13 protein-coding genes are annotated in these 25500 nt (G+C 69.2%); 6 read left to right on the top strand and 7 right to left on the bottom strand.

The features are described 5' to 3' along the window. Positions 1–142: 142 nt before the first annotated feature. Both J2X65_RS03460 and J2X65_RS03455 read left to right on the top strand, forming a co-directional pair. Positions 143–1402 carry a hypothetical protein gene (locus J2X65_RS03460; RefSeq protein ID WP_310198041.1) on the top strand — a complete coding sequence of 420 codons (1260 nt, stop codon included), beginning with the start codon at positions 143–145 and terminating at the stop codon, positions 1400–1402. Positions 1403–1414: 12 nt separating this feature from the next. Next, positions 1415–2068 carry an ABC transporter ATP-binding protein gene (locus J2X65_RS03455; protein WP_310198039.1) on the top strand — a complete coding sequence of 218 codons (654 nt, stop codon included), beginning with the start codon at positions 1415–1417 and terminating at the stop codon, positions 2066–2068. Here J2X65_RS03455 and J2X65_RS03450 read toward each other — a convergent pair. The 4 genes from J2X65_RS03450 to J2X65_RS03435 form a co-directional block, all read right to left on the bottom strand. Beyond that, a complete protein-coding gene (locus J2X65_RS03450) occupies positions 2028–3425 on the bottom strand; it encodes a capsular biosynthesis protein (RefSeq protein WP_310198037.1) in 1398 nt (465 codons plus the stop codon). The two genes, J2X65_RS03455 and J2X65_RS03450, sit on opposite strands and share 41 nt — an antisense overlap. A gap of 11 nt (positions 3426–3436) precedes the next feature. Continuing rightward, a complete protein-coding gene (locus J2X65_RS03445) occupies positions 3437–4822 on the bottom strand; it encodes an aminotransferase class I/II-fold pyridoxal phosphate-dependent enzyme (protein ID WP_310198035.1) in 1386 nt (461 codons plus the stop codon). Beyond that, positions 4819–12195, bottom strand: a complete 7377-nt coding sequence (locus tag J2X65_RS03440; protein ID WP_310198033.1) for an SDR family NAD(P)-dependent oxidoreductase — start codon at positions 12193–12195, stop codon at positions 4819–4821. Before J2X65_RS03440 ends, J2X65_RS03445 begins: the two co-directional genes overlap by 4 nt. Before the next feature lie 324 nt (positions 12196–12519). Further along, positions 12520–13536 carry a hypothetical protein gene (locus J2X65_RS03435; RefSeq protein WP_310198032.1) on the bottom strand — a complete coding sequence of 339 codons (1017 nt, stop codon included), beginning with the start codon at positions 13534–13536 and terminating at the stop codon, positions 12520–12522. A 353-nt stretch (positions 13537–13889) separates the two neighbouring features. Here J2X65_RS03435 and J2X65_RS03430 point away from each other — a divergent pair, with 353 nt between their 5' ends. Further along, a complete protein-coding gene (locus J2X65_RS03430; protein WP_310198030.1) occupies positions 13890–19127 on the top strand; it encodes a glycosyltransferase family A protein in 5238 nt (1745 codons plus the stop codon). Positions 19128–19183: 56 nt separating this feature from the next. Then, entirely contained in the window at positions 19184–19954 is a 771-nt protein-coding gene (locus J2X65_RS03425; RefSeq protein ID WP_310198028.1) for a glycosyltransferase family A protein, read from the top strand. A 110-nt stretch (positions 19955–20064) separates the two neighbouring features. Here the strand turns inward: J2X65_RS03425 and J2X65_RS03420 are convergent, their stop codons facing one another. Further along, positions 20065–20400: a hypothetical protein gene (locus J2X65_RS03420; protein WP_310198025.1), complete on the bottom strand. Its 336-nt coding sequence runs from the start codon at positions 20398–20400 to the stop codon at positions 20065–20067. A 372-nt stretch (positions 20401–20772) separates the two neighbouring features. Here J2X65_RS03420 and J2X65_RS03415 point away from each other — a divergent pair, with 372 nt between their 5' ends. Continuing rightward, a complete protein-coding gene (locus J2X65_RS03415; protein WP_310198023.1) occupies positions 20773–21015 on the top strand; it encodes a hypothetical protein in 243 nt (80 codons plus the stop codon). A gap of 10 nt (positions 21016–21025) precedes the next feature. Next, positions 21026–21838 carry a Ku protein gene (locus J2X65_RS03410; protein WP_310198021.1) on the top strand — a complete coding sequence of 271 codons (813 nt, stop codon included), beginning with the start codon at positions 21026–21028 and terminating at the stop codon, positions 21836–21838. 72 nt (positions 21839–21910) lie between these two features. Here J2X65_RS03410 and ligD read toward each other — a convergent pair whose 3' ends face one another. Together ligD and J2X65_RS03400 are read right to left on the bottom strand one after the other, a co-directional pair. Further along, positions 21911–24538: a DNA ligase D gene (gene ligD / locus J2X65_RS03405; protein ID WP_310198018.1), complete on the bottom strand. Its 2628-nt coding sequence runs from the start codon at positions 24536–24538 to the stop codon at positions 21911–21913. A 7-nt stretch (positions 24539–24545) separates the two neighbouring features. After that, positions 24546–25430 carry a Ku protein gene (locus J2X65_RS03400; protein ID WP_310198016.1) on the bottom strand — a complete coding sequence of 295 codons (885 nt, stop codon included), beginning with the start codon at positions 25428–25430 and terminating at the stop codon, positions 24546–24548. Between the last annotated feature and the right edge of the window lie 70 nt (positions 25431–25500).

The raw sequence follows: 25500 nt of genomic DNA, 5'->3' as shown, positions 1-25500 counted from the left end.
CGCCTTTCGTCAAATGGCACATCGGCTCGTCACATATTATGATGTATTCGACAATATTGTTTAGATCTATGTGGGTCGTTTTTTACCCCCCTCTGGCAGAAAGCCCTGAATTCACATGAGTGTCGAGTCAGCCTCGCATCCAATGACTGACACGACTCGTCGCAACGAACTCCTGGCTTTCAGCTCTAGGTTGTCGGACGATCTGCGGCGCGCCGCCCGTCAGTCGCGCGTGCGCAACATGGCGGCCGGGCAGCGCAAGGCCGCGCTGTTCGTGCGTCGCATGCCCTGGCTTGCGGCGCCGCTGCAGGTTGTGACGCGCACGAGCTTTCTGCTCTGCGTCGTCGCGCCGTCTATTCTGCTGACCATCTATTATCTCTTCATCGCCTCGAGTCAGTATTACTCGGAGGCGCGCTTCGCCGTCCGGGCGGGCGATACCACCTCGCTCGATACGGTGACGGCGCTCACCGGCCTGCCTTCCGTCACCCAGTTCCAGGATGCGACCATCGTCGTCGAATATCTGAAGAGCCGGGCCATCGTCGAGGCGCTCGAGCAGAAGATCCAGCTCTCCAGCCTGTTCAACAAGTCGGATGTGGACTGGTTCAGCCGGCTCCCGGCCGGGGCGCCGATCGAAGAGACGGTCAGCTATTGGCGCCGCCAGGTGACGACCGCGGTCGAAATGCCGTCGGGCATCATCACCGTGCGGGTCAACGCGTTCTCGCCCGAGGACGCGGTCACCATCACCCGTGCCGTGGTCGATCTCAGCGAGCAGCTGGTCAACCAGCTGGGCGAACGCGCCCGGCGCGACCTGATCTCGTCGAGCGAGCATGAGGTCGCGCGGGCGGAGGAGCGGCTGCGCGAGGCGCGTTCGGCGCTGAAGGACTGGCGCAACGATGTCGGCATGCTGGACCCCACCACCGCTGCCGAGGGCATTCAGGGCCTGATCGCCACCCTCAAGGCCGAGCAACTCAAGCTTCGTCAGGAAATCTCGACCGGCTCCCGCACCTTGAACGCCAATGCGCCGCAGCTTCAGCTGCTGAAATGGCGCGAGGAGGCCACCCAGGAGCAGATCGACATTCTGGAGCGGCAGCTCACTTCGCCGGCCGGGCAAGGGGGGAAGAATACCATCTCCAGCGTCATCACCCGTTTCGAGGAGATTGAGCTCAACCGGACGCTGGCGGAACGCATGTACACGCTCGCCGCGTCGAATTTCGAGCGCGCGCGCATCAACAGCGAGCGTCAGCAGCTCTATCTGAACACCTTCGTTCAGCCGAGCCTGGCGGACGAGCCCTCGGGGCCGAAGCGCACGCGTAATATCCTGCTCGGCATTCTGGCGCTGATCTGTCTGTGGGGCGGCGGCACGGCCTTCATCCGCTTCAGGCAGCAATTGAGTGGCAGCAAATGAGGATGGTTGACCATGATCATTGTTGATCACGTAACCAAGTACTACACGGTCAATTTCCGCAAGAAGATGGTGCTGGAAGATGTGTCCGTCGCCTTCAATCCCAGCCGCAGCTACGGGCTGCTCGGCCAGAACGGCGCCGGCAAGTCGACTTTTCTGCGCCTGGTCGCCGGCGCGGAAGAGCCCAACAAGGGCCGCATCTGGCGCAACACCCGGATTTCCTGGCCGCTCGGCTTCTCCGGCAGCTTCCATCCGAAGATGACCGGCCGGGAGAACGCGATCTTCCTGGCGCGGGTCTATGGCGCAAATCTCAAGCAGACCCTCGATTTCGTCTATGATTTCGCCGAGCTCGGGCCGGATATCGACGCGCCGGTGGGCACCTATTCGTCCGGCATGAGCTCGCGGCTGGCCTTCGCCGTCTCCATGGCGGTCGAGTTCGACGTCTATCTGGTGGATGAGACCACCGCCGTCGGCGACGCCCGCTTCCAGCAGCGTTGCGCGGCCGCCTTCGCCGAGCGCCGGGCGCGCTCGGGCCTGATCATGGTGTCGCACTCGGTGTCGACCATCAAGGAATATTGCGACACCGGGATGATCCTGGCGAACGGCAAGCTGCTGATCTTCGACGACCTCAACGAGGCGATCGAGCGCTATCGTCAGATGATGCTGTAGCGCCTGCGGCGACCCGCCTGTCGGCGCGCCGGCCGCCTTCAAGCCGGCTGCGCTCCGGGCTGTTCTGCCTCAGCCTCTCGCGCCGGCGCGCATTGGCGGCATGGGTGGCGCCGAGGCGCGGCGGCGGATCGACGAAGGCGCCCGCGCCGTTGACCGTGCCGGCCAATATCCGCTCGACGATGATCGCGCGGGCATGGGCGCTGCCTTCCGGATTGTAGAACGAGCCGGGCAGCTGGATGGTGCCGGCGAGGCCGCGCACCAGGGCGTCGAGCAAGTCCATGTCCACCCGGCCGGGATCGCTCCAGAACCGGTCGAGCGGCGCATCCGAGGTCAGTCCCTCGATGTCGTAGAGCGCCACGCCCATCACCTTGGTCGGGCGGCCGACGCGCAGCGCGTGCAGGCCCACCGTCGAATTGATCACCACGACCGATTCGGCGCGCTCCAGCATCTCCGACAGCACGCCGCCATCGATCGCGGTCACCCGGTCGGCGATGCCGGCCTCGCGCGCCAGCTTCATCACCTCGGGGCACCAGTCGATCAGGCCGACATCCAGCGGGTGCTGCTTCACCACGATGCCGAGTTCGGGCGGGGCATGCCGGGCGAAGGAGGCGAACACCTCCCGCAGCATCTGCCGCTGGTCGGAATAGGGCGAGTTGTAGCGGATCTGGTAGTCGTTCTGCAGCTGCAGCGGGATCAGCACGAAGGGCCGGGCCATCGAGGCGGCCAGCGCGGCGGCGTGTTTGCGGCTGCGCCGCCATTGCCGGAACCAGCGCAGCGGCGCGCTCACATATTCCAGCACCGGATTGTAGAAGCGGTCGGCCTGATAGTGCGGGAAGAAGTAGAAATAGAAGTAGTTGACGAGGTGGTAGAACACCTCGTTGAAGGCTTCCTGCGCGAAGGAATAGGGGAAGACGCGTTCTTCCGGCACGTTGTCCACCTGCGCGGCGATGGCGCGGATGCCGGCGGGATCGTTGGGAAAATGCGACCAGCCGCCCATGCCGCCGCGTTCCAGCGTGATCCAGGCCGGCCGCAAATAGCCGAACTCGATGACATAGGGCGTGGCGCCGAGTTCCGGGGCGACATGCGCCGCGATGCGGTGATAGGGCTGCTGGTCGCCGTAATACACCACGTCGGTCACGCCCTCGCAGCGGATCCGCTCGGCGAGCCAGTCGCCCCAGTCCTGCAGGCGGCCGCGATAGGAGATCGCGTCGTGGCGCCCCCAATACAGCCGCTCGGCGGTGGAGAAATTGACCTTGATGACGCGATGGCCGGCGGCCTCGAATGAGGCTGCCAGCTCACGCCAGAAATGCGACGGTGGCCCCTGCAGGAAAAGGAGCGTCCTCACCGGACCGGACATGCGGGACTTTCCTAGCGCGTGCGCGTCGCACCATTTCGCTGGGCCAGCAATTGCGAAAGATTTGCAATCGACAGGCCGGCTTCGGCAAGCGCACGCTTTTCTTCCACCAGCGCGGTGACGGCGTATTCGATGTCCTCGGCGGTGTGCTCGCTGGAGACGAAGAAGCGCAGCCGGGCCGAGTGGTTGGGCACGCCGGGCGGCAGCACCGGGAAGGCGTAGACGCCGCGCTCCAGCAGGCGCTCCGCCAGCAGGATGGTCTGCAGCGCATCGCCGATGATCACCGGCACGATGCCGTAGCCCCAGGCTAGCCCGTGGTCGAGGCCCGCGGCGGCGAGGCGGGCGATCATGGCGTGGCCGTTATCCTTGAGCCGGCGCAGCCTTTCCGGCTCGCGCAGCATCACCGCGAGGGCGGCATTGGCGGCGGCGGCGGTGGCCGCCGGCATGCCGACGCTGTAGACCAGCCCCGGCGCACCGAATTTCAGCAGGTCGACCAGCGGCCCGGACCCGGCGACATAGCCGCCGCAGCTCGCCAGCGATTTCGACAGCGTACCCATCCAGATGTCGATGCGCTTGGGATCGACGCCGCAATGCTCGGCGATGCCGCGTCCGGTGGCGCCGAGCACGCCGAGGCCGTGGGCGTCGTCCACCATCAGCCAGCAGCCGTAGCGCTCCTTCAGCGCGACCAGCGCCGCCAGGTCGGGGCCGTCGCCGTCCATGGAGAACAGGCCCTCGGTGACGATCATCACATTGTCGAAGCGCCCGCGCTCGGCGGCGAGCATGGCTTCGAGCTCGCCCAGGTCGTTATGGGCGAAGCTGCGCCGCGCCGCGCCGGACAGTTTCCCGCCCACCACGATGCAATTGTGGATCCAGGCATCGTGCAGCAGCAGGTCGTTCGGCCCCAGCAGCGCGGCGATGGCCGAGACTGCGGTGGCGTGCCCGCTCACGAACACCACCGCATCCTCGGCCTCGTAGAGCGCGGCGAGGGAGCGCTCCAGCGCCGCATGCACCGGCCGCTCGCCGGAGGTGATGCGGCTGCCCGACACCGAGGTGCCGAAGCTCTCGATGGCTTCCGCGGCGGCGCGGGAGATCTCCGGATGGCCGTTCAGGCCGATATAATCGTAGGAGGTGAAATTGAGGACCTTTCGGTCGCCGAGCTGGGTGAACCGGCCGGCCTTGGTCTCGTGCTGGCGGTAATAGGGGCTGGTCAGCCCCAGCGTCGCGCTTACCGCCTTCTGCTGCGCCATGGCCTGATAGGCGGCGAGCTGGGTGAAGCTCCTGGCCTTGGGCAGCGCAGGCGGGGCACCGGGGGTGTCCGCCGCCTTGACCGAGCGCATCTGCGCGATGAGGGCCCCGACCTGTCCCTGCGACAGCCGGTCCGGCGTGTCCCGCCCCGTCATGTCAGACGTTCTCCGCTATAGTCCAGCTGGGCGATGGCCGCCGCGGTGCTCTCCGTCTCGCTCGGCGCTAGGCTGTAGGATTCCAGCTTGGCCGCGGCGATGGCATCGGCCTCCGAGGGCGTCTCGGCGGCATCCTGCCCGTCGCCCTGCAGCAGCGGCAGCGCCTGCGCGACGATGTCCTCGACCGTCCGGTCGCTGATGGAGATGATCGGCATCTCGATGCCGCAGCTCTGCTCCAGCGCGAGGCGCAGCTCCAGCGCCATCAGCGAATCCATGCCCATTTCGCCGAGCGGCCGCTTGGCGTCGACCGCCTCCGGCGCCAGCCGCAGGATCTTGGCGATCTCCCGGCCGATGGCCTCGCCGAGGATCTGCTTGGCTTCCGCCTCCGACTTGCCGGCGAGCCGGCTGGCGAAATCGGTCTCGCCCTCCTCGAAGTCGCGGCTTTCCCCGCCCAGCAGCCCGGCAAAGGTCGGCGAGGTGAGGATGGCGAGCTTTTCCGCCACCATGGAATGGCCGATATCGGCGAAGAAATGCACCGCGCCGAGCTTGTCCTGGTCGGCGAGCAGCCGGCCGAGCTGGGCGAGGCCGTCGGCGGAGGTGATGCCGTTGACGCCGGTGGTGCGCCGCAGCCGCTCGGCCAGCTCGGCGTCGCGGGCGATCACGCCAGTATCGGAGATCGCGCCCCAGCCGATGGCGATGGCCGGCAGGCCTTCCTGCCGGCGCCGGCGCGCCACCCCTTCGAGGAAGGCGTTGGCGGCGACATAGGCGCCCTGGCCGGGGCTGCCGATAAGCGTCGTCGCCGAGGAAAAGACGACGAAATAGTCCAGCGGCGCCGCGCGGGTCGCCTTGTCGAGCGCCAGCACGCCGTCGACCTTGGGCTTCAGCACCGTGTCGAGGCTGGCCGGGGTGAGGCTCGACATCATGCCGTCCTCGAGCACGAGAGCGGTATGGATCACCCCGTGCAGCGGGCCGAAGCGCGCCTTGAGGTCGCCGACCAGCGCCGTCACCGCCGAGGCATCGGTCACATCGAGCGGAAACGCCGTGAAGGTGACGCCGCGCGCGGCATAGCCGGCGACCCTGTCGGCGAAGGCCGGATCGATGACCCCGCGCCGCGAGGCGACCGCGACATGCATCGCGCCGCGATCGGCGAGCCAGAAGGCGGTGGCGAGGCCGAAGCCCGCCGTGCCGCCGACCACCAGATGCACGCCGTCGGACGCGGCGCGGAAGACGCCGGGATCCACCGCGCCCATGTGCGCCGGCCGCACGATCAGCTTGCCGAGATGCTCGGCGCTGCGCATCAGGTGCAGCGCGTCCGCCACGTCGTCGGCACGGAACCGCCGATAGGGCAGCGGCCGCAGCGAGCCGTCCGCCAGATGCTCGCCGAGCGCGCCCATGATGCGGCCGACGCTGGCGGTGTCGTGCTTCAGCAACTCGTCGAGATCGATGCCGAAATAGCTCAGATTGTGCACGAAAGGCCGCAGCTGCAGCGTGGTGTTGTTGAGGTAGTCGCGCTTGCCGAGTTCGAGGAAGCGGCCGAACGGGCGCAGCACGCGCACGCCCTCGCGCATCGCCTCGCCCGACAGCGAGTTCAGCACCACGTCGACGCCGCCGATCTGGAGCAGCGCGTCGACGAAGTCGAGCGAGCGGGAATCGAAGGCCTGCTCGGCCCCGAGCGCGCAGGCGAGCGCCCGGCGCGCCGGCGTGCCGGCGGTGGCATAGACGGTGGCGCCGCGCCGGCGGGCGATCTGGATCGCCGCCATGCCCACCGCGCCGACGGCGCCGTGGATCAGCACGCGGTCGCCGGCCCGCAGGCGACCGGCCTCCTCCAGCGCATACCAGGCGGTGGCGAAGGCGACCGGTATGGTGGCGGCCTCCTCCAGCGACAGGCCGTCCGGCACCTTCTGCACATGCGCCGGCGCGGCGACGACATGCGAGGCGAAGGCGCCTGAGGTGAAGGCCATCACCCGGTCGCCGGGCGCGAAGTCGCGGCAGTCCGGGCCGACGCGGGTCACCGTGCCCGAGCATTCGAAGCCGAAGGCCGCGCGCGTCAGCCCGCCCGACAGCAGGTCCTCGTCGAGGATGCCGAAGGCCACCATCACGTCGCGGAAATTGAGGCCGGTATAGGCCACCTCGATCTCGACCGCGTCGCCGGCCGGGGCCGGCCGCGCCTCGAGGCTCCAGGCGTTGTCCTGCGTCGACAGCGCGTTCTTCGGCCGCAGCACCGCCCGCGCGGTGTCCGACACCGGCTGGATGCGCTGGCGGGCGCCGCGGCGGGCCCGCGGCACGAACACGCCGGTGCCGGCGATGCGCAGTTCGCTTTCCGGCGAGTTCTGCAGCAGCGTGGCGGCGAGATCGAGCGCCACCGTCGCCGGTGCCACCTGCGCATCGAATTCGACGACGCGGATGTCGATCATCGGGAATTCGTTGCGGGCGACGCGGGCGAAAGCGCGCAGCGCATGCGCCGTCGCCAGCGGCTCGCCGGCCGGGTGCGTGCCGTCGCCGGCGGTGACCGCCAGCGCCAGCCAGTAGCGCAGGTGCTCCGTCCGGGCCGCCACCGTGCCGAGGCTGGCCACCAGGCCGAGCAGCCGCTGCTTCAGCGTCTCGCTCGCCTGGGCGGCGCCAAGGTTGGTGTCGATGAAATGCAGGAGATCGGTGGCGTTCTCGATGTCGGCATCGTCGAGCCGCTCGCCGGCCACGCTCACCTCGGCGAGGTCGGCCAGTTCGTGGAGGATCGCCTGCGCCGCGGCGCCGGCGGCGCCATGGACGATGATCGACACCGGGGCGACCGGCTCGGTCTCCTTGGGCGCGATGCGGCCGACCGCGAGGCGGGTGAAGCCGTCGCTCCATTCCGGCAGCGCATCCTCGAAGCGGAACTGGTCGCGCAGCAGGCCGATATGGAACGGCGCACCGCGTTCGCCCGTCCCGCTCTCGTCCGACAGGCCGGCGAGCGACAGCAGCAGCTCCGCCACCGGATCCGGCTTCGGCGCCAGCTGGGCCACCAGCCCGCCGGGCTTCACCCGCCGGGCGGCCGAGCGGGTGGCGCCGGCGTCGCCGCCGATCAGCAGGTCGAAGCGGCCGGCGCCGGCCGGCGGTTCCGCCAGGTCGACATGGCCAAGCGTCAGGCCGCGGCCGTGATGGGCGAGGAAGGCGTCGAAGGTCTCGCGCTTGTCGGTCGCCAGCGACAGCAGGATGGCGTCGTCGCGCAGATAGGGCACCAGCAGGCGCCAGAGGCCGAGGTCCCAGGGCGGTGCCCACAGCACCGGCAGCGGCGCCGGCGCGCTGGCCTTCACCGCGGCGGCCAGCGTCGCGGCGAGCCGCTCGCGACCGGCGGTGAAGATGGCGAGCTCGGCCTTCACCTGCTCCTTCTGCGACGCGGTGAGCGCCGCGGCCTCGCCGGTGCGGCAGGCGGTGTCGAGATGCGCCAGCGCGTGCGAGGCGAGGATGATCTCGGCCTGGGCGGCGGGCATGCCCTCGACCATGGCGGCGAGGATGACTTCCGGTTCCGGCAGATCGAGCCGGCCGTCGCGGGCCTCGAACTGCGCCACCAGGGCGGCGACGCGCTGGGCGACCGGCGAGGCGGTCAGTTCCGCCACCCCGTGCGGCGCGGTGCCTTCGCGCTCCAGCCAGCGCCGCGCCAGGGACAGGGTGAAGGCCTGCAGCAGCAGCCAGGCATCCGGTGCCGCAGCTTCCGATGCCGCGGCGTCGATGGCGGGCGCGGCATGGGCGAGGTCGAGCACCGGCGGCGCGGCATGGGCGAGGCTCATCACCTCGTCGAGCCGCAGCACGCGCTGGTCGGCACTGCGGCGCGACAGCACCACGGCGCGCAGATACACGCCCTCCAACAGGGCGACGATGTCGCCATCGGGGGCGTAGAGCGCGATGTCGACGGTGGTGGAGGTGCTGGTCTCCACGGTGCGCCGCACGATCGCCTTGCGGATCGGGCTGTGCGGCTTCAGCACCGTGACGGCGCGCAGCCGCACCGGCAGGTCGCAGCGCACCTCGCCTTCGGCGGTGGCCGCGCGGGACAGCAGCAGGCCGTGCAGGCTGGCGTCGAATCCGGTCGGGTCGAGCACATGTTCGGCCGCGAAGGCGCCGAGCGGCGTCTGCGCCTCGTTCATCTCGACGATCTGGGCATCGGCATCGCGGTCGAGGCGGATGACGCGCTGGAAGCTCGGGCCATAGTCCAGCCGCGCGGCGCGGGTGGCGGCATAGACCTCGTCCGGGCCGGACACCGGCTTGCGGTCGGGGCCGGGGCCTTCCGGCGGCAGTCCCGGCGTGCCGGTGAAGGCCAGCACCTGGCCATGCGCGTGGCGCACCCAGTCGTCGGAGCTGAGGCGGCGGCGGCTCCAGATCTCCACCACGCCTGTCTCCGGCGTGTAGCGCATCGAGATCTCGCGCATTCCCTCCGGCGGGAGGCTCATCGGCCGTTCGATATCGAGGTCGCGCACCGCCAGCGGCACGGCGCCATGGATGTCGCGGCCGACGGCGAGGATCATCTCCAGATAGCAGGCCGCGGCCATCAGCGGCGTGCCGTCGACCACGTGGTCGGCGAGATAGGGCAGCATCTTGGTGTCGAGCGCCTGGCGCCACTCATTGGCGCCTTCGGTCACGCGCGAGCCGATCAGCGGATGCCGGCGCTGGCCCAGGGTGAAGTTGGCGCCGAAGAACTTCAGCCGCTCGGAGGTCTGCGGCAGGGCGTGCCGCGCCCGCTGCCAGGGATAGAGCGGCAGGTCGACGGTGTTGGCGGCCTCCGTGCCGAAGATCGTCGTCTGGTCGACATCCGCGCCGCGGGTGACGAGACGCGCGGTGATCTCCCAGATCGGGTCGGCATCGCCCCCGCTCTTGCCGTCGTCGTCGGCGAGGCCGGCGATTGCCTCGCCCGGCCGGTCCAGCGCCTTCAGCGTCTCGGAGATGGCGCCGGTGAGGATCGGGCGCGGCGACACTTCGAGGAAGATCGCGGCGCCGAGCTCGGCGGCACGCTCCACCGCGGCGGAGAACAGCACCGGCTGGCGGACGTTGCGCCACCAATAGGCGGCATCGCAGGCGGTGCCGTCCATCACGTCGCCGGTGACGGTCGACAGGAACGGCAGGTCGCCTTTGCGCGCATGCAGCTCGCCGATATCCTCGATCATCTCGGCTTCGAGCGGATCGAGCAGCGCCGAGTGGAACGGGTAGTCGAGATCCATCAGGATGACCGGGATGCGCTCCTGCCGCATCCGCTGCTGCGCGGTCTTGATGTCCTCGGCCGGTCCGCTGAGCGTCACCGAGGCCGGCCCGTTCACCGCCGCGATGGCGACCCGGTCCAGCCCGTGGCGGTCGAGGAAGGCCTGCACGTCGGCGGCGCCGGTCGCGGCGACCGCCATGCGGCCCTGTCCCTTGATGCGCTCCTGGTGCAGGCTGCGCAGATGGATCAGCCGCACCGCCTCCTCGAGGCCGAGCGCGCCGGCGGCCCAGGCCGCCGCCACTTCGCCGACGCTGTGGCCGAGCACCATATGCGGGGCGACGCCGGTGGCGCCCAGTGCCGCCACCATCGCCGACTGGATGGCGAACAGCAGCGGCTGTGCCGTCGAGGTCTCCTTCAGCCGCGCCGCGAGGTCAGCGTCGTCGAGCCGCTCGGCGATCGACCAGCCGGCAAGCGGCGCAAACAGGGTGTCGATGCGGTCGATCTGCGCGCGGAAGGCCGGATTCAGCGCATAGGCGCGGCGACCCATGCCCGCCCATTGGCAGCCATTGCCGGAGAACACGAAGGCGATCTTGCCATCGGCGCGCGGATCGCTGCCTTTCCCCGCGCCGCTCTTCACCGTGCCGCCCTTGGCGCCGAGCGAGAGGGACGCGCCGTCGCCGGCTTCCCGCAGGGCGCGCGCCACCTCGGCGGTGGTGCCGAGCGGGATCGCCAGCCGGTGCTCCATGGCTTCGCGGCGATGCGCCGCCGCATTGGCCAGCAGCGGCAGCGGCGTTGCCGCGCGCTCCACCGCCTCGGCATAGCGATGCGCCAGCGCGGACAGCGCGTCGGGGCTCTGTGCCGAGATCATCAGCAGCTGCGCCGCCGTCGCGGCGGGCGCGCCGGTTCCGGCCGTCCGGGCCGGGGCGGCGCCGGCCGCCTCGCCGGGGGTGGGGCCGCGCAGCACGATATGGGCGTTGGTGCCGCCGAAGCCGAAATTGCACACGCCGGCCAGCAGCGGCTCGTCGCCGGGCGCGAGCGCCAGCGGTTCGCTGGTCGGGGCCAGGTTGAGCGCGGCGAAGTCGATATTGGGATTGAGCTCGTCGAGGAATACCGTCTTGGGCAGCCAGCGATGCTGCAGCGCCATCGACGCCTTCAGCAGGCCGACCAGGCCGGAGACGGGCTCCAGATGGCCGAAATTCGATTTCGCCGAGCCGATCGGCAGCGGCGCCGACCGCCTCCTGGCGATGCTGGCGCCGATCGCGCCGGCCTCGATGGGATCGCCCACCGGGGTGCCGGTTCCGTGCGCCTCGACGAAGGCGAGGCGGTCGACCGGATGGTCGAGCGAGTCATAGACCGAATCCAGCAGCTGGCGCTGGCCGGCCGCCGACGGCAGCGAGATGCCGACAGTGCGGCCGTCGGAATTGATGCCCGAGGCGACGATGACCGAGCGCACCGCCTCGCCATTGGCCCGCGCGTCGGTGAGGCGGCGCAGCACGATGGCGGCGAAGCCCTCGGAGCGGACATAGCCGTCGCCCTTGGCGGAGAACGGCCGGCAGCGGCCGGTCGGGGAGAGCATGCGTGCGGCGGAAAAGCCGATGAACGGCGCCGGCGAGAGCAGCAGGTTGGCGCCCGCCACCACGGCGAGATCGATCTCGTCGTCGCGCAGCGCCCGCAGCGCCTGGTGCAGCGCCACGAAGGACGAGGCGCATGCCGCATCGATGGTCATGCTCGGGCCGGACCAGTCGAAGGCGTAGGACACCCGGTTGGCGATGATCGACAGCGAGTTGCCGGCGATGAAATGGCTCTGGATCGCCGCGAGGTCGACGGATGTGTGCGTCTGGTAATCGACATTCGAGGCGCCGACATAGACGCCGATGCCCTTGCCGCTCAGGCGCGAGGGCACCATGCCGGCGCTCTCCAGCGCTTCCCACACCACTTCGAGCAGCAGGCGCTGCTGCGGGTCGATCTGCGCCGCCTCGCGCGGGGAGACGCCGAACACGCCGGCATCGAAGCCGAGGGGGTCGTCGAGATAGCCGCCGGCGAAAGTATAGCTGTAGCCCGGCGCGGGACCGGGATGCAAGAAGCGATCGACGTCCCAGCGCCCGACCGGCTTGTCGGCAACGGTGCACTCGCCCCTGGCCAGGACATTCCAGAACTCTTCCGGCGACTGCGCACCCGGAAGCCTGCAGGCATATCCGAGGACCGCCACTTCGGGCCGAGATCGATTGACGCCACGAGCCATCCAGCCGCTCACTCTCTAGTACCGAACAACGGACGTTTCGCTGCGGCAGAACGTTTCCGACTCCCTCCCCGCCACCAAGCAGCTCGCCCCTGCAATTTCAACCCGCATACCCACGCCCCGTTGAGAACATATAACATCGACGGCGGCGCACCAGTCTCCCGCGGCCCAAAGCTGCGGGCCTGTCCGCCGAGCCGACAATCAAGATCCGTGCCGTTCGTCCGGCCCGTGTTCGTCCCTCACAAGCCTGCAAATACCTTTGGTTCTATCTTTGGTGCTCAAATACCGGGAGGCTTAAGCCGCGCTCCCCGCCAGTACTCGCTGCAATACCAGTGCGTTGATAGCTTTGAAACGCTCCATGGAGAGTTCCCCGAAAACCTCCGTGCGCGCCCGTCCGGGAGGGAAGAGCGTGTCGCGCCGGGGCGGATTCTTCATCATGGCGAAAATCTGCGCATTCGCCTCTGCAAAACGATCCATGAATGCCGTCATCTCCGAGGCGGGAATCCAGTCGAGATCCGGACGCCTCGGAAACTCGTCGGTGCGTTGCCCAATATCCAACAAGACGCGCGAAATCGAAGCCAGTTGCTGCTTCGACAGCCCGGTCATGTTCAGCTGCCTCTTGAATTCCACAAGCTCAATAGGGAGGCTTTCGTTGAATTCCGCTATCTTGTCAATCTTGCCTATTTCGATACCAATGTGGCGGAAAAAATCACGTATCAATTCCCCATTTTCCGCCAGATCCTCGAAAATAGCAACATCGACAATTTTAAAGTACTTTTTGAACAGATTGATCTGTTCGAGATACTGGAAATTCGGCAGGCGGGTCTTCAGGAAGCTACGGAAGTCCTGCTTCATATGCCGGGCCTTGACGTTCTCCTGATACAGCGACCGGGAAAAATCGTCCTGCCGCCGCAGCACGATCAGGATCTCCGGCTGCAACGGCGCGGTCACCTCCGCCAGCCGGGCGATGTAGGCGTCGCGGGCGGCCCAGTATTCCGCGCTGTTCTTGGTCTTGGCGGGAATGAGGTGGCGATAGATCGGCTCGGCGCTGAGCAGGACATGGCTGGCGTCGCCGGCGCCCTGAGCGATGGCGGCGATGAACTCGTTGGCCTGTTCGAAGCTCAGGGTCGACAGCGTGCCGGCCACCGCATGGGAAAAATCGTGATGGCCGGGGTGCCGCTTCAGGCCGATCAGGTCGTAGCCGGGGTACCACAGCCCCACCTCGCGCAATTGCTGCGCCCTGCGGTTGCCGAACTGCTGGATCGAGGTGGTCCCGGTCTTGTGGGTTCCCACGTGCAGAATTGTTCTCATGGCACGCACCAGAAACGGGGAAAGCTCAAGTCGCTGTCTGTGTGGTCGGCGGGTTGGAAATCCCCCGCTCGCCTTGCCGAGACACGACGCAACGGGAACGGGAAATCACGTTCGTAAATCACCAGGGGTCATCTGTGGGATGACGCCGATGTTTAGAGACCGGCGCGGCGTCCTGCAAGCCGGGCCGGGCTCGGCCCCGGCATCGCGCATGTGCCGTGGAGATCGGCAGGGTGCCGAGGCTCGGGGCGGGCGCCCGGCGCGGCGCGCGTGCCTCCGCCGGGACAGGCGCTCCCGCTGCTTGGTTCTGCCGCCGGCTGTTGCTATAGCTGGCAGCGGCTTGTGAGGAGTTGTTCATGCTGATTAAGGGTGATGTCAACGGCGTCCGGCCCACAGGTGAAATCTGGGGCTGGCTGCTCGATACTGATTCACCGGAAACAACGCTGATCGTTCGTATTTCGATCGCTGGCTATGAATTCGAAATCCCCGCCAACGTCCACCGTCCCGATCTTGCCAAGGGATTCGGCGGCCACGGCAATCACGGCTTTGTCTTCGTCCCGCCGCCGTCCATTCCTCCCGGACAGCACGATGTCGAGATAACGGCGGCCATTGACGGCTCCCTCGTGCCGCGCGGCCAGTTCGCCCTGAATGTCGGCGAGCGCGACGGGCGCCTGCGGGCGCGAATCACCACCTTCACCGCCGAGCGCGTCACCGGCTGGGCCTATGATTCCGAGGATCTCGCCCAGTCGCTGGTCCTGCAGATGTTCGTCGACCATAAACCGGCAAAGGATGTCGCCTGCGACGTCGTGCGCAAGGATGTGGAGGGGCAGGTCGGCACCGCGCTGCGCGTGGGCTTCCACACCGGCCTGCCGCTCGAGTTCTGGGACGGCGAGACCCATCGCCTGACGCTCAAGGAAAGCAAGTCGGGCCGCCTGATCCATGATGGCTGGCTGCGCACCGACAAGGCCCGCTTCATGGTCAAGGGCCGTCCCTGCTATGGCGAGGTCGCCGAGTTCGGCGCCGCCGGCGTCGTCGGCTGGGTGACCGATATGGGGCGTCCGCTCGTCGTCGAGCTGGAGATCGACGGCATACTGGTCGATCGGCAGGAGGCCGACCAGCCGGTGCAGCTTGATGCGCGGCGCAATGTCGGCTTCCGCTTCAACGCGCTGCCGGCCGGCATCTTCGACGATGCCGAGCACCGGTTCGCCGTCTATGTGCTGGCAGGCGAGCGGGTGGCGCTCGGCAGCAAGAAGCTCAAGCTCGCCAAGGCCGAGGCGCCGAGCCTGCTGGGCGAGGTGCAGCCGGCCGCCGAGGGCAGGCTCTCCGGCTGGGCGGTGGAAACCTCGGCACCGGATCTGCCGGTGGAACTCAGCCTGGTCATTGATGGGGCAGAGGTACAGTCCGTCGCCACCCGTCCCGGCGGCGAGCCGCGCGGGCGGTTCGAATTCAGCCTGCCGTCCACCGCCACCGCCGATTCCTGGCTCACCTCGCGGATCGAGGTCGCCAATCTGGTGCGCGGGCTGACGCTGGCGCTCGACGGCCGGCATCCGGTCCGCGACAGCCTTGCCGCCCGCATCGAGCCCGGCGCCAGTGGCGATGCCGTGCTGGTGCTGACGTCCGGCGCGCCGATCCCGCCGCGGGTGAAGGTGGAACTGCTCGAGGACCAGACGCCGCGTCACAGCCTTGAACTCACGGTCGACGACAGCCCCTTCATCGCTCGCGCCCGCCTCGGCAAGCTCGATGCCGCCAAGGCACTCTCCCGGCTGACCCATCTGCGCATCGGCACCCATGCGGTGCCGCTCGCCGGCGCTCCCGGCGTCGCCGAGACGCCGGCGCCGGCACAGGGGTCGCCCGGCCGGGTGCCGGGCGAAGCACTGCCGCTGCTGAGCCCGCGTGTGCGCCAGCGCCTGAGCGACCTCGCCCGCGGCGGCGCGGCGGCCGAAGGCGACACCGCCCGCCCGGACTTCGCCGGCGTCTGGCGGTTCACCCCGCCGGCCATCGTCGAGGGCTGGGCGGTGGACCTCGCCAATCCCTCCGATCCGCTGGAGATCGAACTGCTGATCGACGGCACGCCGGTGCTGCGCAGCTTTGCCAGCCAGCCGGTGCAGCCGCGCGAGGCGCAGTTCAAGTTCGAGCTGCCGGTCGGCTTCCGCTTCGATCTGTCGAGCCTCAATTTGCGCAAGGCCTCGCTGGCGCTGGTGGAGGCGCGCGTGGTCGGCGGCGGCGCGCTGGTGCCCGACCGGCCGCAGGTGGTGGACCTCGCCAGCATCCGCGTCACCGTCGGCCGGGTCGGTGAGATCGACAGCCTCGTCGCCGCCGGTCGCATCACCGAAGCCTATCTCGTCGCCCGCTCGATCGCCCGCGGCGGCGGCCGCGCCGCCCTGCACCGTTTCCTGGCGCTGGATTTCGCGCTGCGTACCCGGTGGTACGATTACGAGGCCTTCGTCGCCGAGTGGAGCGAGGGCGCCTCGCGTTCCTTCGTCACCGCGCTGCTGGAGGCCTGGCGGCTGCGGGCGGTGGAGGCGAAGGCCGACGAGACCGATCTCGCCGGCCGCGGCGATCTGCCGGCCGCCTATGCTCCGCTGCTGGCCGCCTCCGCGCCCGCGACGCCGCTTGCCGCCGCCTCGGCCTTCGACGCCGTGGCGCTGTGGATGACGCTCGAACAATTGCCGCCCGGCGAAGAAGGCGGTCCGGCCTATGGCGACATCGCCATCGTGGTGCCGGGTGATGATCTCGGTGCGGAGGAGCGTGCGCATCTCGTGGCCCTGGCCGGGCTCGGCTGCCGGGTGATCCCGGCCGCCGAGGCACCGGCGCAGGATGCCGCCGCACTCGCCGGTTTCATCGAGCGGTCGGCGAAGGGATGCCGCTGCTTCGTGGTGCTGCGCGAGCCGCGCAAGCTGCCGGTGCCGGCGCTCGGCTATTGGCCGCGCCTGCTTGCCGCCAGGGGGCCGGGCATCGGCGCCGTCCTGCGGTTTGCCGGCGGGGTCGCGGACGTGGTGACGACGGGCAACCTGCCGCGCGAGCCCGATGGGGCGGTGCGGGTCTGCGCCGACGCGGCCGCCGCTGCCGAGGCGTTGGTGGAAGCGGCCCCGGCATTGGTGGCGTCCTGGAGCGGGCCGGAATTCCTCCTCGGCGCCGAGACCACGGTGGCGACGGCCTATGCCGATCCGAGCTGCGTCGTCGTCCACGATTTCGGCCCGGATGCCGAGCTGGCGCTGCCGCCCGGTGCCCGGGTCATCGCCGCGCCGGACGACACTGCCTGGGCCGAGTTGCTCGACGCCGGCCTGCCGGAGACGACGCCGGTCATCTTCATGAGCCGCGCCTTCGACTATCCGGCCGATTATGTCCGGCGCTGCCGGCGCGAGTTCCTCATGGCCGGCGAGCGCTCGGTGGTGACCAGCGCGCTACGCTACAATCCCGCGCTCGGGGAGTTCACGCTCTCCGCCAATTCGGCGGTGCTGAGCGGCTTCCTCGGCCTGCGCGCGCGCGGCTGCTACCGGCTGTCGGACCTGATCGAGACGGCGCGCCGCTTCGCTGCGGATGACGCGGCCGGCATCGTGATGGCCACCACGCATCCCTTCCGTCTGGTCGGGGAGGGCGATCCGGCGCTGGCGCTGGTCAATGATGCCGCCGCCAAGCCGCTGCTGCGGCACTTCGCGCAGTCGGTGACCGCGCGGGAGATGGGCTTTGCCGCCCATGTGCTGGAGAACTGGGCGGGCGCGGCCGAATCCGTCGGCATGTTCCAGCCGCCCGGTCCTGCGGCCGACGTCGCCCTCATCAACGCGCTCGGGCTTGGTGCCGAAGCGGGCACGGGCATGGCGCCGACGGCCGATATCTTCGCCCGTTTGCAGGGCTGTGCCCGTCGCGGCCATGTGGCCGCGGTGGAAAATTACCTGCGCGACTGCCTCGTACGGCCATCGGAACTGCTGCGCCTCGACGACGAGGCGATTCTCGGCTTGCTCGATTGCTGCAAGGTGGTCGGGCTGCAGGAGGTGGCCGGCCGGGCGCTCGGGCTGCATGTCGCGACGCTGGCGGCGCGCTCGCCCGATCTGGTGCTGCCGCTGTTCGAGGCGGCGGCGATGGCATTGCCGCCGGCCGATCTCGCCGCGGTGCTAATGGCGAGCGCGGCGGAGATCCTGCTGCAACCGCACGACCGGTCGGTCGCCCGGCTGGTTTCCGCCTGCGGGCGCTACGCCTCGGCGCGCACCATGGCGCTGCTGGTCGGCATGATCGAGCGTTCGACCCATCGGGAACTCCTCGGCGATGCCGAGGTGGGAGCGGTCATCGGCGCGGCGCTGGCCGGCGCCGATGCCGATCAGCCCGTGCTCGCGCATCGCGACGACGAGGAGGCGACGGTGCGCTTCACGGCGCCGCTGCCCGACAGGCTGATCGCGGCGCTGCTCGCCGGCGACGCCGCGCGCTTCACCCGCCTGCTCAACCTGCATTTCGCCGAGCGCCGCGATACCGGCCAGCTGCTGGCGCAGCTGCGCACCTATACCTATGAGATCACCCGGCTGGGTATCCCCCCCGGGGCGGTACGCTACCCGACCGGCGCGCCGGCGGAGCAGATGCTGGCGCTTGCCGTGCTGCTGGACGACCGGGTCGCCATCCGCCATTTCGACGGCGCCGGCATTGAGAGCCTGGAATCGACCAACGATGCCAACGGCATCGTCGCCGCCAGCTATCATCGCAACATGAAGCCGCTGGAGCGGGCCTGCGCGCGCTGGGGGCTGGATCACGGCGTGACGCCGCTGCCCTTCGCCGGCGAGACCATCGGCGAACTGTTCGAGGGCTTTTCCGCCCGGCCGCCGCTGCCGGCGGCGACCCGCGACCACGGCCGGATCAGCGTCATCGTCAGCGTCTACAATCCCGATCCGGCGCTGCTCGCCTCGGCACTCGATTCGCTGACGCGCCAGACCTACCGGAACCTCGAGATCATCCTCGTCGACGACGCCAGCGACCAGGTGCCGGCGGCGGCGATCGAGCAACTGGCGACCCGCGATCCGCGCATCGTGTTCCTGCGGCTGCCGCGCAATTCCGGCCCCTATGTCGCCCGCAACCGCGCGCTGGAGATCGCCACCGGCGATTTCGTCGCCATTCACGATGGCGACGACTACGCGCATCCGCAGCGGCTGGAAGTGCAGGTCGGCACGCTGGCGCGCTCGCCGATCCTCAGACTGTGCACCAACGCGCATCTGCGCATCGACCGGCTGGCCCGCCTGCAGTTCGAGCACACGCTGGAACTGCTCGGCGACGGCACCATGACCTCGATGTTCCGCCGCGAGGTGTTCGGCGTGATCGGCGGCTTCGCGCCGGTGCGCTCGCGCGGCGACGTCGAGTTCCGCGAACGGCTGGAGGCGGCCTATGGCGCCCATGCGCATGCGCATGTCGAGTGCCCGCTCACCTTCTGCTTCGCCACGCCCGCCAGCCTGTCCAATGCGGTCAACCGCACATTGCCGGGCTATCTCGGCCTGTTCCGCGATGCCTTCGCCCGGCGCGTCCGGGTGCCGGTGCTCGCCGGCCGCCGCGTCGACCCAACGCCGGACGGCGTGCCGATCCCCTGGCCGCTGCGGGCGGAAAACCTGCTGTCGTGAACGGCGGCGTTCGGCATCGCCCTCCCGTTCAGCATGCCTCGGCTCGGAGTGAGAACATGGAAAAGGTCATCATTGGGCTCACCTCGATCCGGGCCCGCCAGGACAAGCTGCATCTGACGCTGGCGAGCCTGCTGCTACAGGATTACCCGGATTTCGAGATCCGGGTCTTCACCTCGCGCGATCCCTATCTGCTGGACGAGGGCATCGAGGACATCCCGCCGGCCTGCCGCGAGCTGGCGGCGGACCGGCGGCTGAGATGGTTCCGCGTGCCCAATTCCGGGCCATACCGCAAATTGCTGCCCATCCTCGCCGATCCGCTGGCGCAGGAAGCGCTGATCGCTACTGCCGACGACGACACCATCTATCCGGCGCACTGGTTGTCGACGCTGGTGCATTATTATCGCCGTCACCGCTGCATCGTGGCGTTTCGCGGCCACCGCATGGTGAAGGGCGATGGCGGCTTCTTGCCCTATCGCTACTGGACCAGCCAGACCATCACCGACAATCCGAGCGTGTTCCTGCTGCCGACCGGCAAGGACGGCGTGCTCTACCACCCGTCCTTCTTCCATCCCGCGGTGCTCGACATGATCACCGCGATGAAGGCGGCGCCGACAGCGGATGATCTCTGGTTCAAATGGCACAGCGCGGTCAATGGCGTGCCGGTCTATGTGGTGCATCCCGATTACCGGCTGGCGAGTCTGCCGGACACCAATGAGGGCGCGTCGCTGTTCCGCGATTTCAATGATGGCGGCGCCAATGACGGCGCCATCGCCGCGCTGGAGAAATATGCCGACGGCAAGCTCGGCATGACGCTGGCGCGGCTCTAGACCGACGCTGGCGCGGCTCCAGGCTGACGCTGGCGCGGCTTTGCTCGTGCCGGACCATCCCGCCGTGGATCAGGCATCCGCTCGGCGGTAAACCGACGAAAGCGGCAGCGTCAGAGCGCGGCCATCCGGGCCGGGGCGACATGGCCGGCATCGTCGCAAGGCAGCGATTCGGACAGGTCCCCCGCCGCCTGGAGCGCCGGCTGTGCCGGGCCGGCCGCCATCACCACCGGCGCATCGGGCGCCGTCTCCGTGGCGGCCGCCGCCGAGACGACCATCCGGTTGTAGGAGCAGACCGCCTGTGAGATCGAGGCGGCGCCGGACAGCAGCAGCCCAATCGCCAGGCAGGCCACGAAGCGCGCGCCGAGATCCACCGTGGCGGCGCGCGCCTTCACATGGCGCGGCGGGCTGAGTTCGATCCGATCGATCGTCGAGCTTTCGATATTCATGAGCGGTATCCCGTCCTGATCCTGATCCGTTGATGGGGATATAGAGGAGGTACCGCTGGGTCATTAGTCGGCCGAAACGGCATGGACCTATATCTGCCCTTCATAAATCGAGGACCGGATCATGGCCGCCCCTTCATGGAGCCGCCGCTTTCCTCGGTCCGCATCAGCGGGAAATGCGAGCCCGGATTGCGCGCCGTGCGTTGCTCGCAAAAGCGGCGGTTCCGGAAGCAGGCGGGCATCCCATATTTCAGGGTGGCAGGCATCGGCCGGTCCGGCGGGGCGGTCGATCTCGCCAACCTGCCATCGGCGGCGCCGTGGAACGTGATCGGCGCTGGGCCGTTAGCGGGGTATGGATCGAAGGAGGCCGATCCCATGACCAATCCCATGTCGACCATCTCGCAGTTTCATGCCGACCGCGTGCGGGACGATCTCCGGCGCGGCCGCGGCGGCAACGGCGTGCCGCCCGCTCCACGCTCCGATCGGGCCGGCGCGGCGCCGGGCGCGCACCGTGCTCCTCATGCCGCCGACACGCCGCTGCCGCTGGCCGCCCGCGTGCTCTTCTGGCTGGCTGCGGCGACCGTGTTCGGCGGTCTCGTCGTCGCCTGGATCAATTGAGGCAGGCGCGATGGCTCGGCGCAATTTCTGGAAAGGTTATCTCAAGCTGTCGCTGGTCACCTGCGCCGTCACCATGGCGCCGGCGAAGAGCGAGGGCGAAAAGATCCGCTTCCACACCCTCAACCGTGCCAGCGGCAACCGCGTCGAGGCCCGCAACGTCGACGCCGAGACCGGCCGGGCGGTGCGCGAGGAGGACGAGGTCAAGGGCTACGAGCTCGAGCCCGGCCGCATTGTGCTGATGGAGGAGGACGAACTCGACGCGGTGGCGCTGGAGAGCACCCGCACCATCGACATCGACATGTTCGTGCCGGCGGATTCGGTCGCGTCGATCTGGTACGACAAGCCGCATTTCCTCACTCCGGCCGACAAGGTCGGCGCCGAGGCCTTCTCGGTGATCCGCGAGGCGATGCTGGCGTCGAAGATGAACGGCATTGCCCGGCTGGTGCTGTATCGGCGGGAGCGGGCGGTGCTGCTGGAGCCGCGCGAGCGCGGCATCGTGCTGTGGACGCTGCATTATGGCGACGAGGTGCGTCCGGCCGCCGATTATTTCGGTACGGCACCCTCCGGCAAGCCGGACGCTGCGGCGCTCAAGCTGATCGGCGAGCTGGTGGCGGCGCGCAGCCGCGCCTGGGACCCCGCAATGCTGCGGGACCCGGTGCAGGAAAATCTGCGCAAGCTGATCAATGCCCGCAAGCGCAAGCACCCGGCCGCGGCGAAGAAGGCTTCCGAACCGGCGCCGGAGGCGACGAGAGGCAATGTCGTCAGCATTACCGAGGCGCTGAAGCGCAGCCTGGCCGCCGAAAAGGCGACGCGGCGCAGTTGATCCGCCGATTGCCGTCAGGTGGCGTCAGGATCTGGTGGCGTCAGGATCTGGTGGCGTCAGGATCTGGTGGCGTCAGGACTTGCGCTTACCTGCCGGCAACGGCACCGCCGCGGCGCGAAAATCCTCCCACGGATCGGCCGTGCGCTCGGCGAGCCGCGTGGGTGCGTTCGCGATGGTGAACTGTGCGGCGCCGGTCAGCTGGTCGAGTTCCTCCCACCCGACCGGCAGGGAGACCGCCGCTCCCGGCCGGGCGCGGGAGGAGTAGGGCGCCACGGCGGTGGCCCCGCGCGCATTGCGCAGATAGTCGATGAAGATGCGCCCGTTGCGCCTGGCCTTGGTCGCCACCGAAATGAAATCGTCCGGCTGCTCCGCCGCCATCGCATCGGCGAGCGCCTTGGCATAGGCCTTGGCGGCCGGCCAGCCCGCCTTGGGCGCCAGCGGCACCACCACATGCAGCCCCTTGCCGCCCGAGGTCTTCACCAGCGCCGTCAGCCCGTCGGCTTGCAGCCTGTCCCGCACCGCCCGCGCCGCGGCCACCATCTGCGGCCACCCCACCCCGTCGCCGGGATCGAGGTCGAAGATCAGCATGTCCGGCTTCTCCAGCCCGCCGAGCGGCGCGCCCCAGGGATGGATCTCCAGCGTGCCGGCCTGCACCAGCGCGATCAGACCGTCGAGGTCGCGGATGCTGAGCAATGAATCGCCGCCTTTGTCCTTGGGGTCGGAGACCTGCCGGATCGCCTTGTTGATGCCGCGCCAGGCGTGCTTCTGGAAGAAGCAGGCCTTGGCAATGCCGTCCGGGCAGCGCAGCAATGCCAGCGGCCGCGCCACCACGAAGGGGGCGATGAAGCGCCAGATCTGCGCGTAGTAATCCGCCAGCCCCTGCTTGGTGACGCCGTCTTCCGGCCAGTACAGCCGGTCGGGGTGGGTGAGCGTCACCTTGGACGCCGGCATCGACCTGTCGGCCATCGGCTTGCCTCCGTCAGGCTTGCCTCCCCCAGCTTTGCTTCCCGGGTCGGCCTCTTCCCGCACCACCTCGGCGGCCGGCTTGTCGTCGCGCAGCCCGCGATAGGAAGCATGGCGCAGATGCTGCTCGCCGGTCCAGCCGCGGAATTCCACCTCCGCCACCAGCGATGGCTCGACGAACACCGCGCCCCGCTTCTCCTCGGCCGTCAGCCGATCGGCGAAGGGGCTGCCATCGCGGATCAGCGGCTGCAGGAGGCGGAACAGCTCTTCCGCCATGCGGGCGGAATAGCCGGTGCCGACCCGCCCGACATGGCGCAGCCGGCCGTTCTCGAACACGCCGAGCACCAGCGAGCCGATGGCACGGGCGGAGACGGAGGAGCGCACATAGCCGCCGATGACGAATTCCTGCCGCGCGGCGCATTTCGATTTCAGCCAGTCCTTGCTGCGGCCGGAACGGTAGCGGCCGTCGCGGCGCTTGGAGACCAGCCCTTCGAGGCTCAGCCGGCAGGCATGGCGCAGCATGGTGGCGCCGTCTTCCTCGAAATGCTCGCTGAAGCGCAGCGGCAGCGATCCGTCGCCGCCGGCCCTGGCGAGGAGCTCCTGCAAGGCGGCTTTGCGCGCGATCAGCGGGTCGGCGGTGAGGTCGCGCCCGTCGAGATGCAGGAGATCGAAGGCGTAGAAGCGCATCCGGTCGCTGCGCCCCTCCGAGAGGTCCTGCTGCAGCGCCGAAAAGCTGGAGGCGCCCGAGCCGGTCTCCACCACCACCTCGCCGTCGATCAGCGCCGTCTCGGCCGGCAATCGCGCCAGTGCCGCCACCAGCTCAGCCCCGAAACGACCGGTCCAGTCGAGCCCGCTGCGGGTCAGCAGCCGGACCTCGCCATGATCGAGCCGCGCCTCGAGCCGGTAGCCGTCGAACTTGATCTCGTGCACCCAGCCGGCGCCGACCGGCGCCTTGGCCGCCAGCGTCGCCAGCGCCGGCGCCACGAAGTCCGGCAAGGGCACGGCGGCGGCGCTTTTCCGCCCCGCCCCGCTCGCCGCCGTTTTGGCCCCCGCCGTTTTGCCCCCCGCCATCTTGCCGCCCGTCTTCCTGGCCTGGGCCTTTGCCGAGGCGAGGGCGGGGTCGGCGGGCGGATCGGGCTTCAGCCGTCCCGTCCTCGACGACCAGCCCGGCGCCTCGCGGGCGATGGCGTCGAGGTCGCGTCCGGTCTTCACCGATTCCGGGCGTTCCTCGAGAATGTCCGGTGCCCCGGCGTCGCGGGCGGCTTCGTCCTCGCTTTTGATCAGCAGCCAATTGTCCCGGCTCTCGCCGGCCTTGCGCGGCATGCGCACCAGATGCCAGCGGCCGTGCAGCTTCTCGCCGTCGATGCGGAATTCGAGATGGCCCTTCTTCAGCCCCTTATGCGGGTCGCCGATCGGCTCCCAGCTGCCGGTGTCCCATAGCAGCACGGTGCCACCGCCATATTCGCCCTTGGGAATCGTGCCCTCGAAGCTGCCATAGTCGAGCGGGTGGTCCTCCACCTCCACCGCGAGGCGCTTTTCGCCTGGAACGAGGCTCGGTCCGCGCGTCACCGCCCAGCTCTTCAGCACGCCGTCGAGCTCGAGCCGGAGGTCGTAATGCAGCCGGCGGGCGGCGTGCTTCTGGATGAGATAGCTGTGGCCGATCCGGCGGGCGGCGCGGCCGCGCGGTTCGGGGGTGGCGTCGAAATTGCGTTTGCGGCGATAGGTGTCGAGGGCCATGGCGCGCCTAGCTCGCCTTCTTGCGCGGTGCCGCGCCGCCCGCCTTGGCGCGGGCCGCGGATGCGCGCGGCGCCGCACGTTTGCCCGACTTGGCCGGTTTGCCCGCCGGCTCGGAGGCCTCCATGCCGGCGCTGCGGCGCAGCGCCTCCATGAGGCTCACCACCTTCTCCGGCTTCTTCGCCTTGGGCGGCTTCACCGTGCGTCCGGCCGCCTTGGCCTGCACCAACTCCACCACCGCCGCCTCGTAGCGGTCGTCGAAGCTTGCGGGGTCGAACCGCCCCTGCTTGGTGGCGATGATGTGCCGGGCGAGGTCCAGCATCTCCTTGTCGATGCGGATCGGCGCGATGTCGGCGAAGGCCTCGGCGGCGGCGCGCACCTCGTAGTCGAAATTCAGCAGCGTCGCGGTCAGCCCGTCCTCATGGGCGCGGATCAGCACGGTGCGGACCCGCCGGAACAGCACCGCACTGGCCAGCGCCGCGACGTTGCGGCGCTTCAGCGTCTCACGCAGCAGGCCATAGCCCTCGGCCGCCTCCGGCCCGGCGGGGGCGAGATAATAGGGGCGCTCGAAATAGAGATCGTCGATCTCGGCGCAGGCGATGAAGGCGTTCACCGCCAGCGCCTTGTCGCCCTCGGGCACCGTGGCGGCGATCTCCTCCGGCTCGAACACCACATAGCTGTCGGGCGCGACTTCGTAGCCCTTCACCTGGTCGTCGCGCGCGACCTCCTTGCCGGTGTCGCGGTCGACGAAGATGCGGCGTAGGCGGTTGCCGGTCTTGCGGTTGAAGCCGTGGAAGCTCACCCGCTCGGCGGTCGACACCGCGGTGTAGAGCGCGACCGGAAAGCTCAGTTCGCCGATCCGCAGATAGCCTTTCCACACAGCACGGGGCGCCATAGGCGGCTCTCCTGCACGGTCCTCGCGATCCTCAACGTGAGGATCGCGCCGGTGTTCCGGGAGAGTGTGC

Origin of the sequence: Ancylobacter sp. 3268 (assembly GCF_031456575.1) — a bacterium.
Lineage (GTDB): Bacteria > Pseudomonadota > Alphaproteobacteria > Rhizobiales > Xanthobacteraceae > Ancylobacter.
Note: the sequence above shows the minus strand (reverse complement) of the source record. Positions and strands in the feature narration are given on the sequence as shown.

What these genes read in the sequence shown, in the direction of transcription:
- J2X65_RS03410 (WP_310198021.1), top strand. Translation starts at nt 21,026, where the DNA reads ATGGCTCGGCGCAATTTCTGGAAAGGTTATCTCAAGCTGTCGCTGGTC.
- ligD (WP_310198018.1), bottom strand. Translation starts at nt 24,538, where the DNA reads ATGGCCCTCGACACCTATCGCCGCAAACGCAATTTCGACGCCACCCCC.
- J2X65_RS03425 (WP_310198028.1), top strand. Translation starts at nt 19,184, where the DNA reads ATGGAAAAGGTCATCATTGGGCTCACCTCGATCCGGGCCCGCCAGGAC.
- J2X65_RS03430 (WP_310198030.1), top strand. Translation starts at nt 13,890, where the DNA reads ATGCTGATTAAGGGTGATGTCAACGGCGTCCGGCCCACAGGTGAAATC.
- J2X65_RS03415 (WP_310198023.1), top strand. Translation starts at nt 20,773, where the DNA reads ATGACCAATCCCATGTCGACCATCTCGCAGTTTCATGCCGACCGCGTG.
- J2X65_RS03460 (WP_310198041.1), top strand. Translation starts at nt 143, where the DNA reads ATGACTGACACGACTCGTCGCAACGAACTCCTGGCTTTCAGCTCTAGG.
- J2X65_RS03445 (WP_310198035.1), bottom strand. Translation starts at nt 4,822, where the DNA reads ATGACGGGGCGGGACACGCCGGACCGGCTGTCGCAGGGACAGGTCGGG.
- J2X65_RS03455 (WP_310198039.1), top strand. Translation starts at nt 1,415, where the DNA reads ATGATCATTGTTGATCACGTAACCAAGTACTACACGGTCAATTTCCGC.
- J2X65_RS03450 (WP_310198037.1), bottom strand. Translation starts at nt 3,425, where the DNA reads ATGTCCGGTCCGGTGAGGACGCTCCTTTTCCTGCAGGGGCCACCGTCG.
- J2X65_RS03435 (WP_310198032.1), bottom strand. Translation starts at nt 13,536, where the DNA reads ATGAGAACAATTCTGCACGTGGGAACCCACAAGACCGGGACCACCTCG.
- J2X65_RS03420 (WP_310198025.1), bottom strand. Translation starts at nt 20,400, where the DNA reads ATGAATATCGAAAGCTCGACGATCGATCGGATCGAACTCAGCCCGCCG.
- J2X65_RS03400 (WP_310198016.1), bottom strand. Translation starts at nt 25,430, where the DNA reads ATGGCGCCCCGTGCTGTGTGGAAAGGCTATCTGCGGATCGGCGAACTG.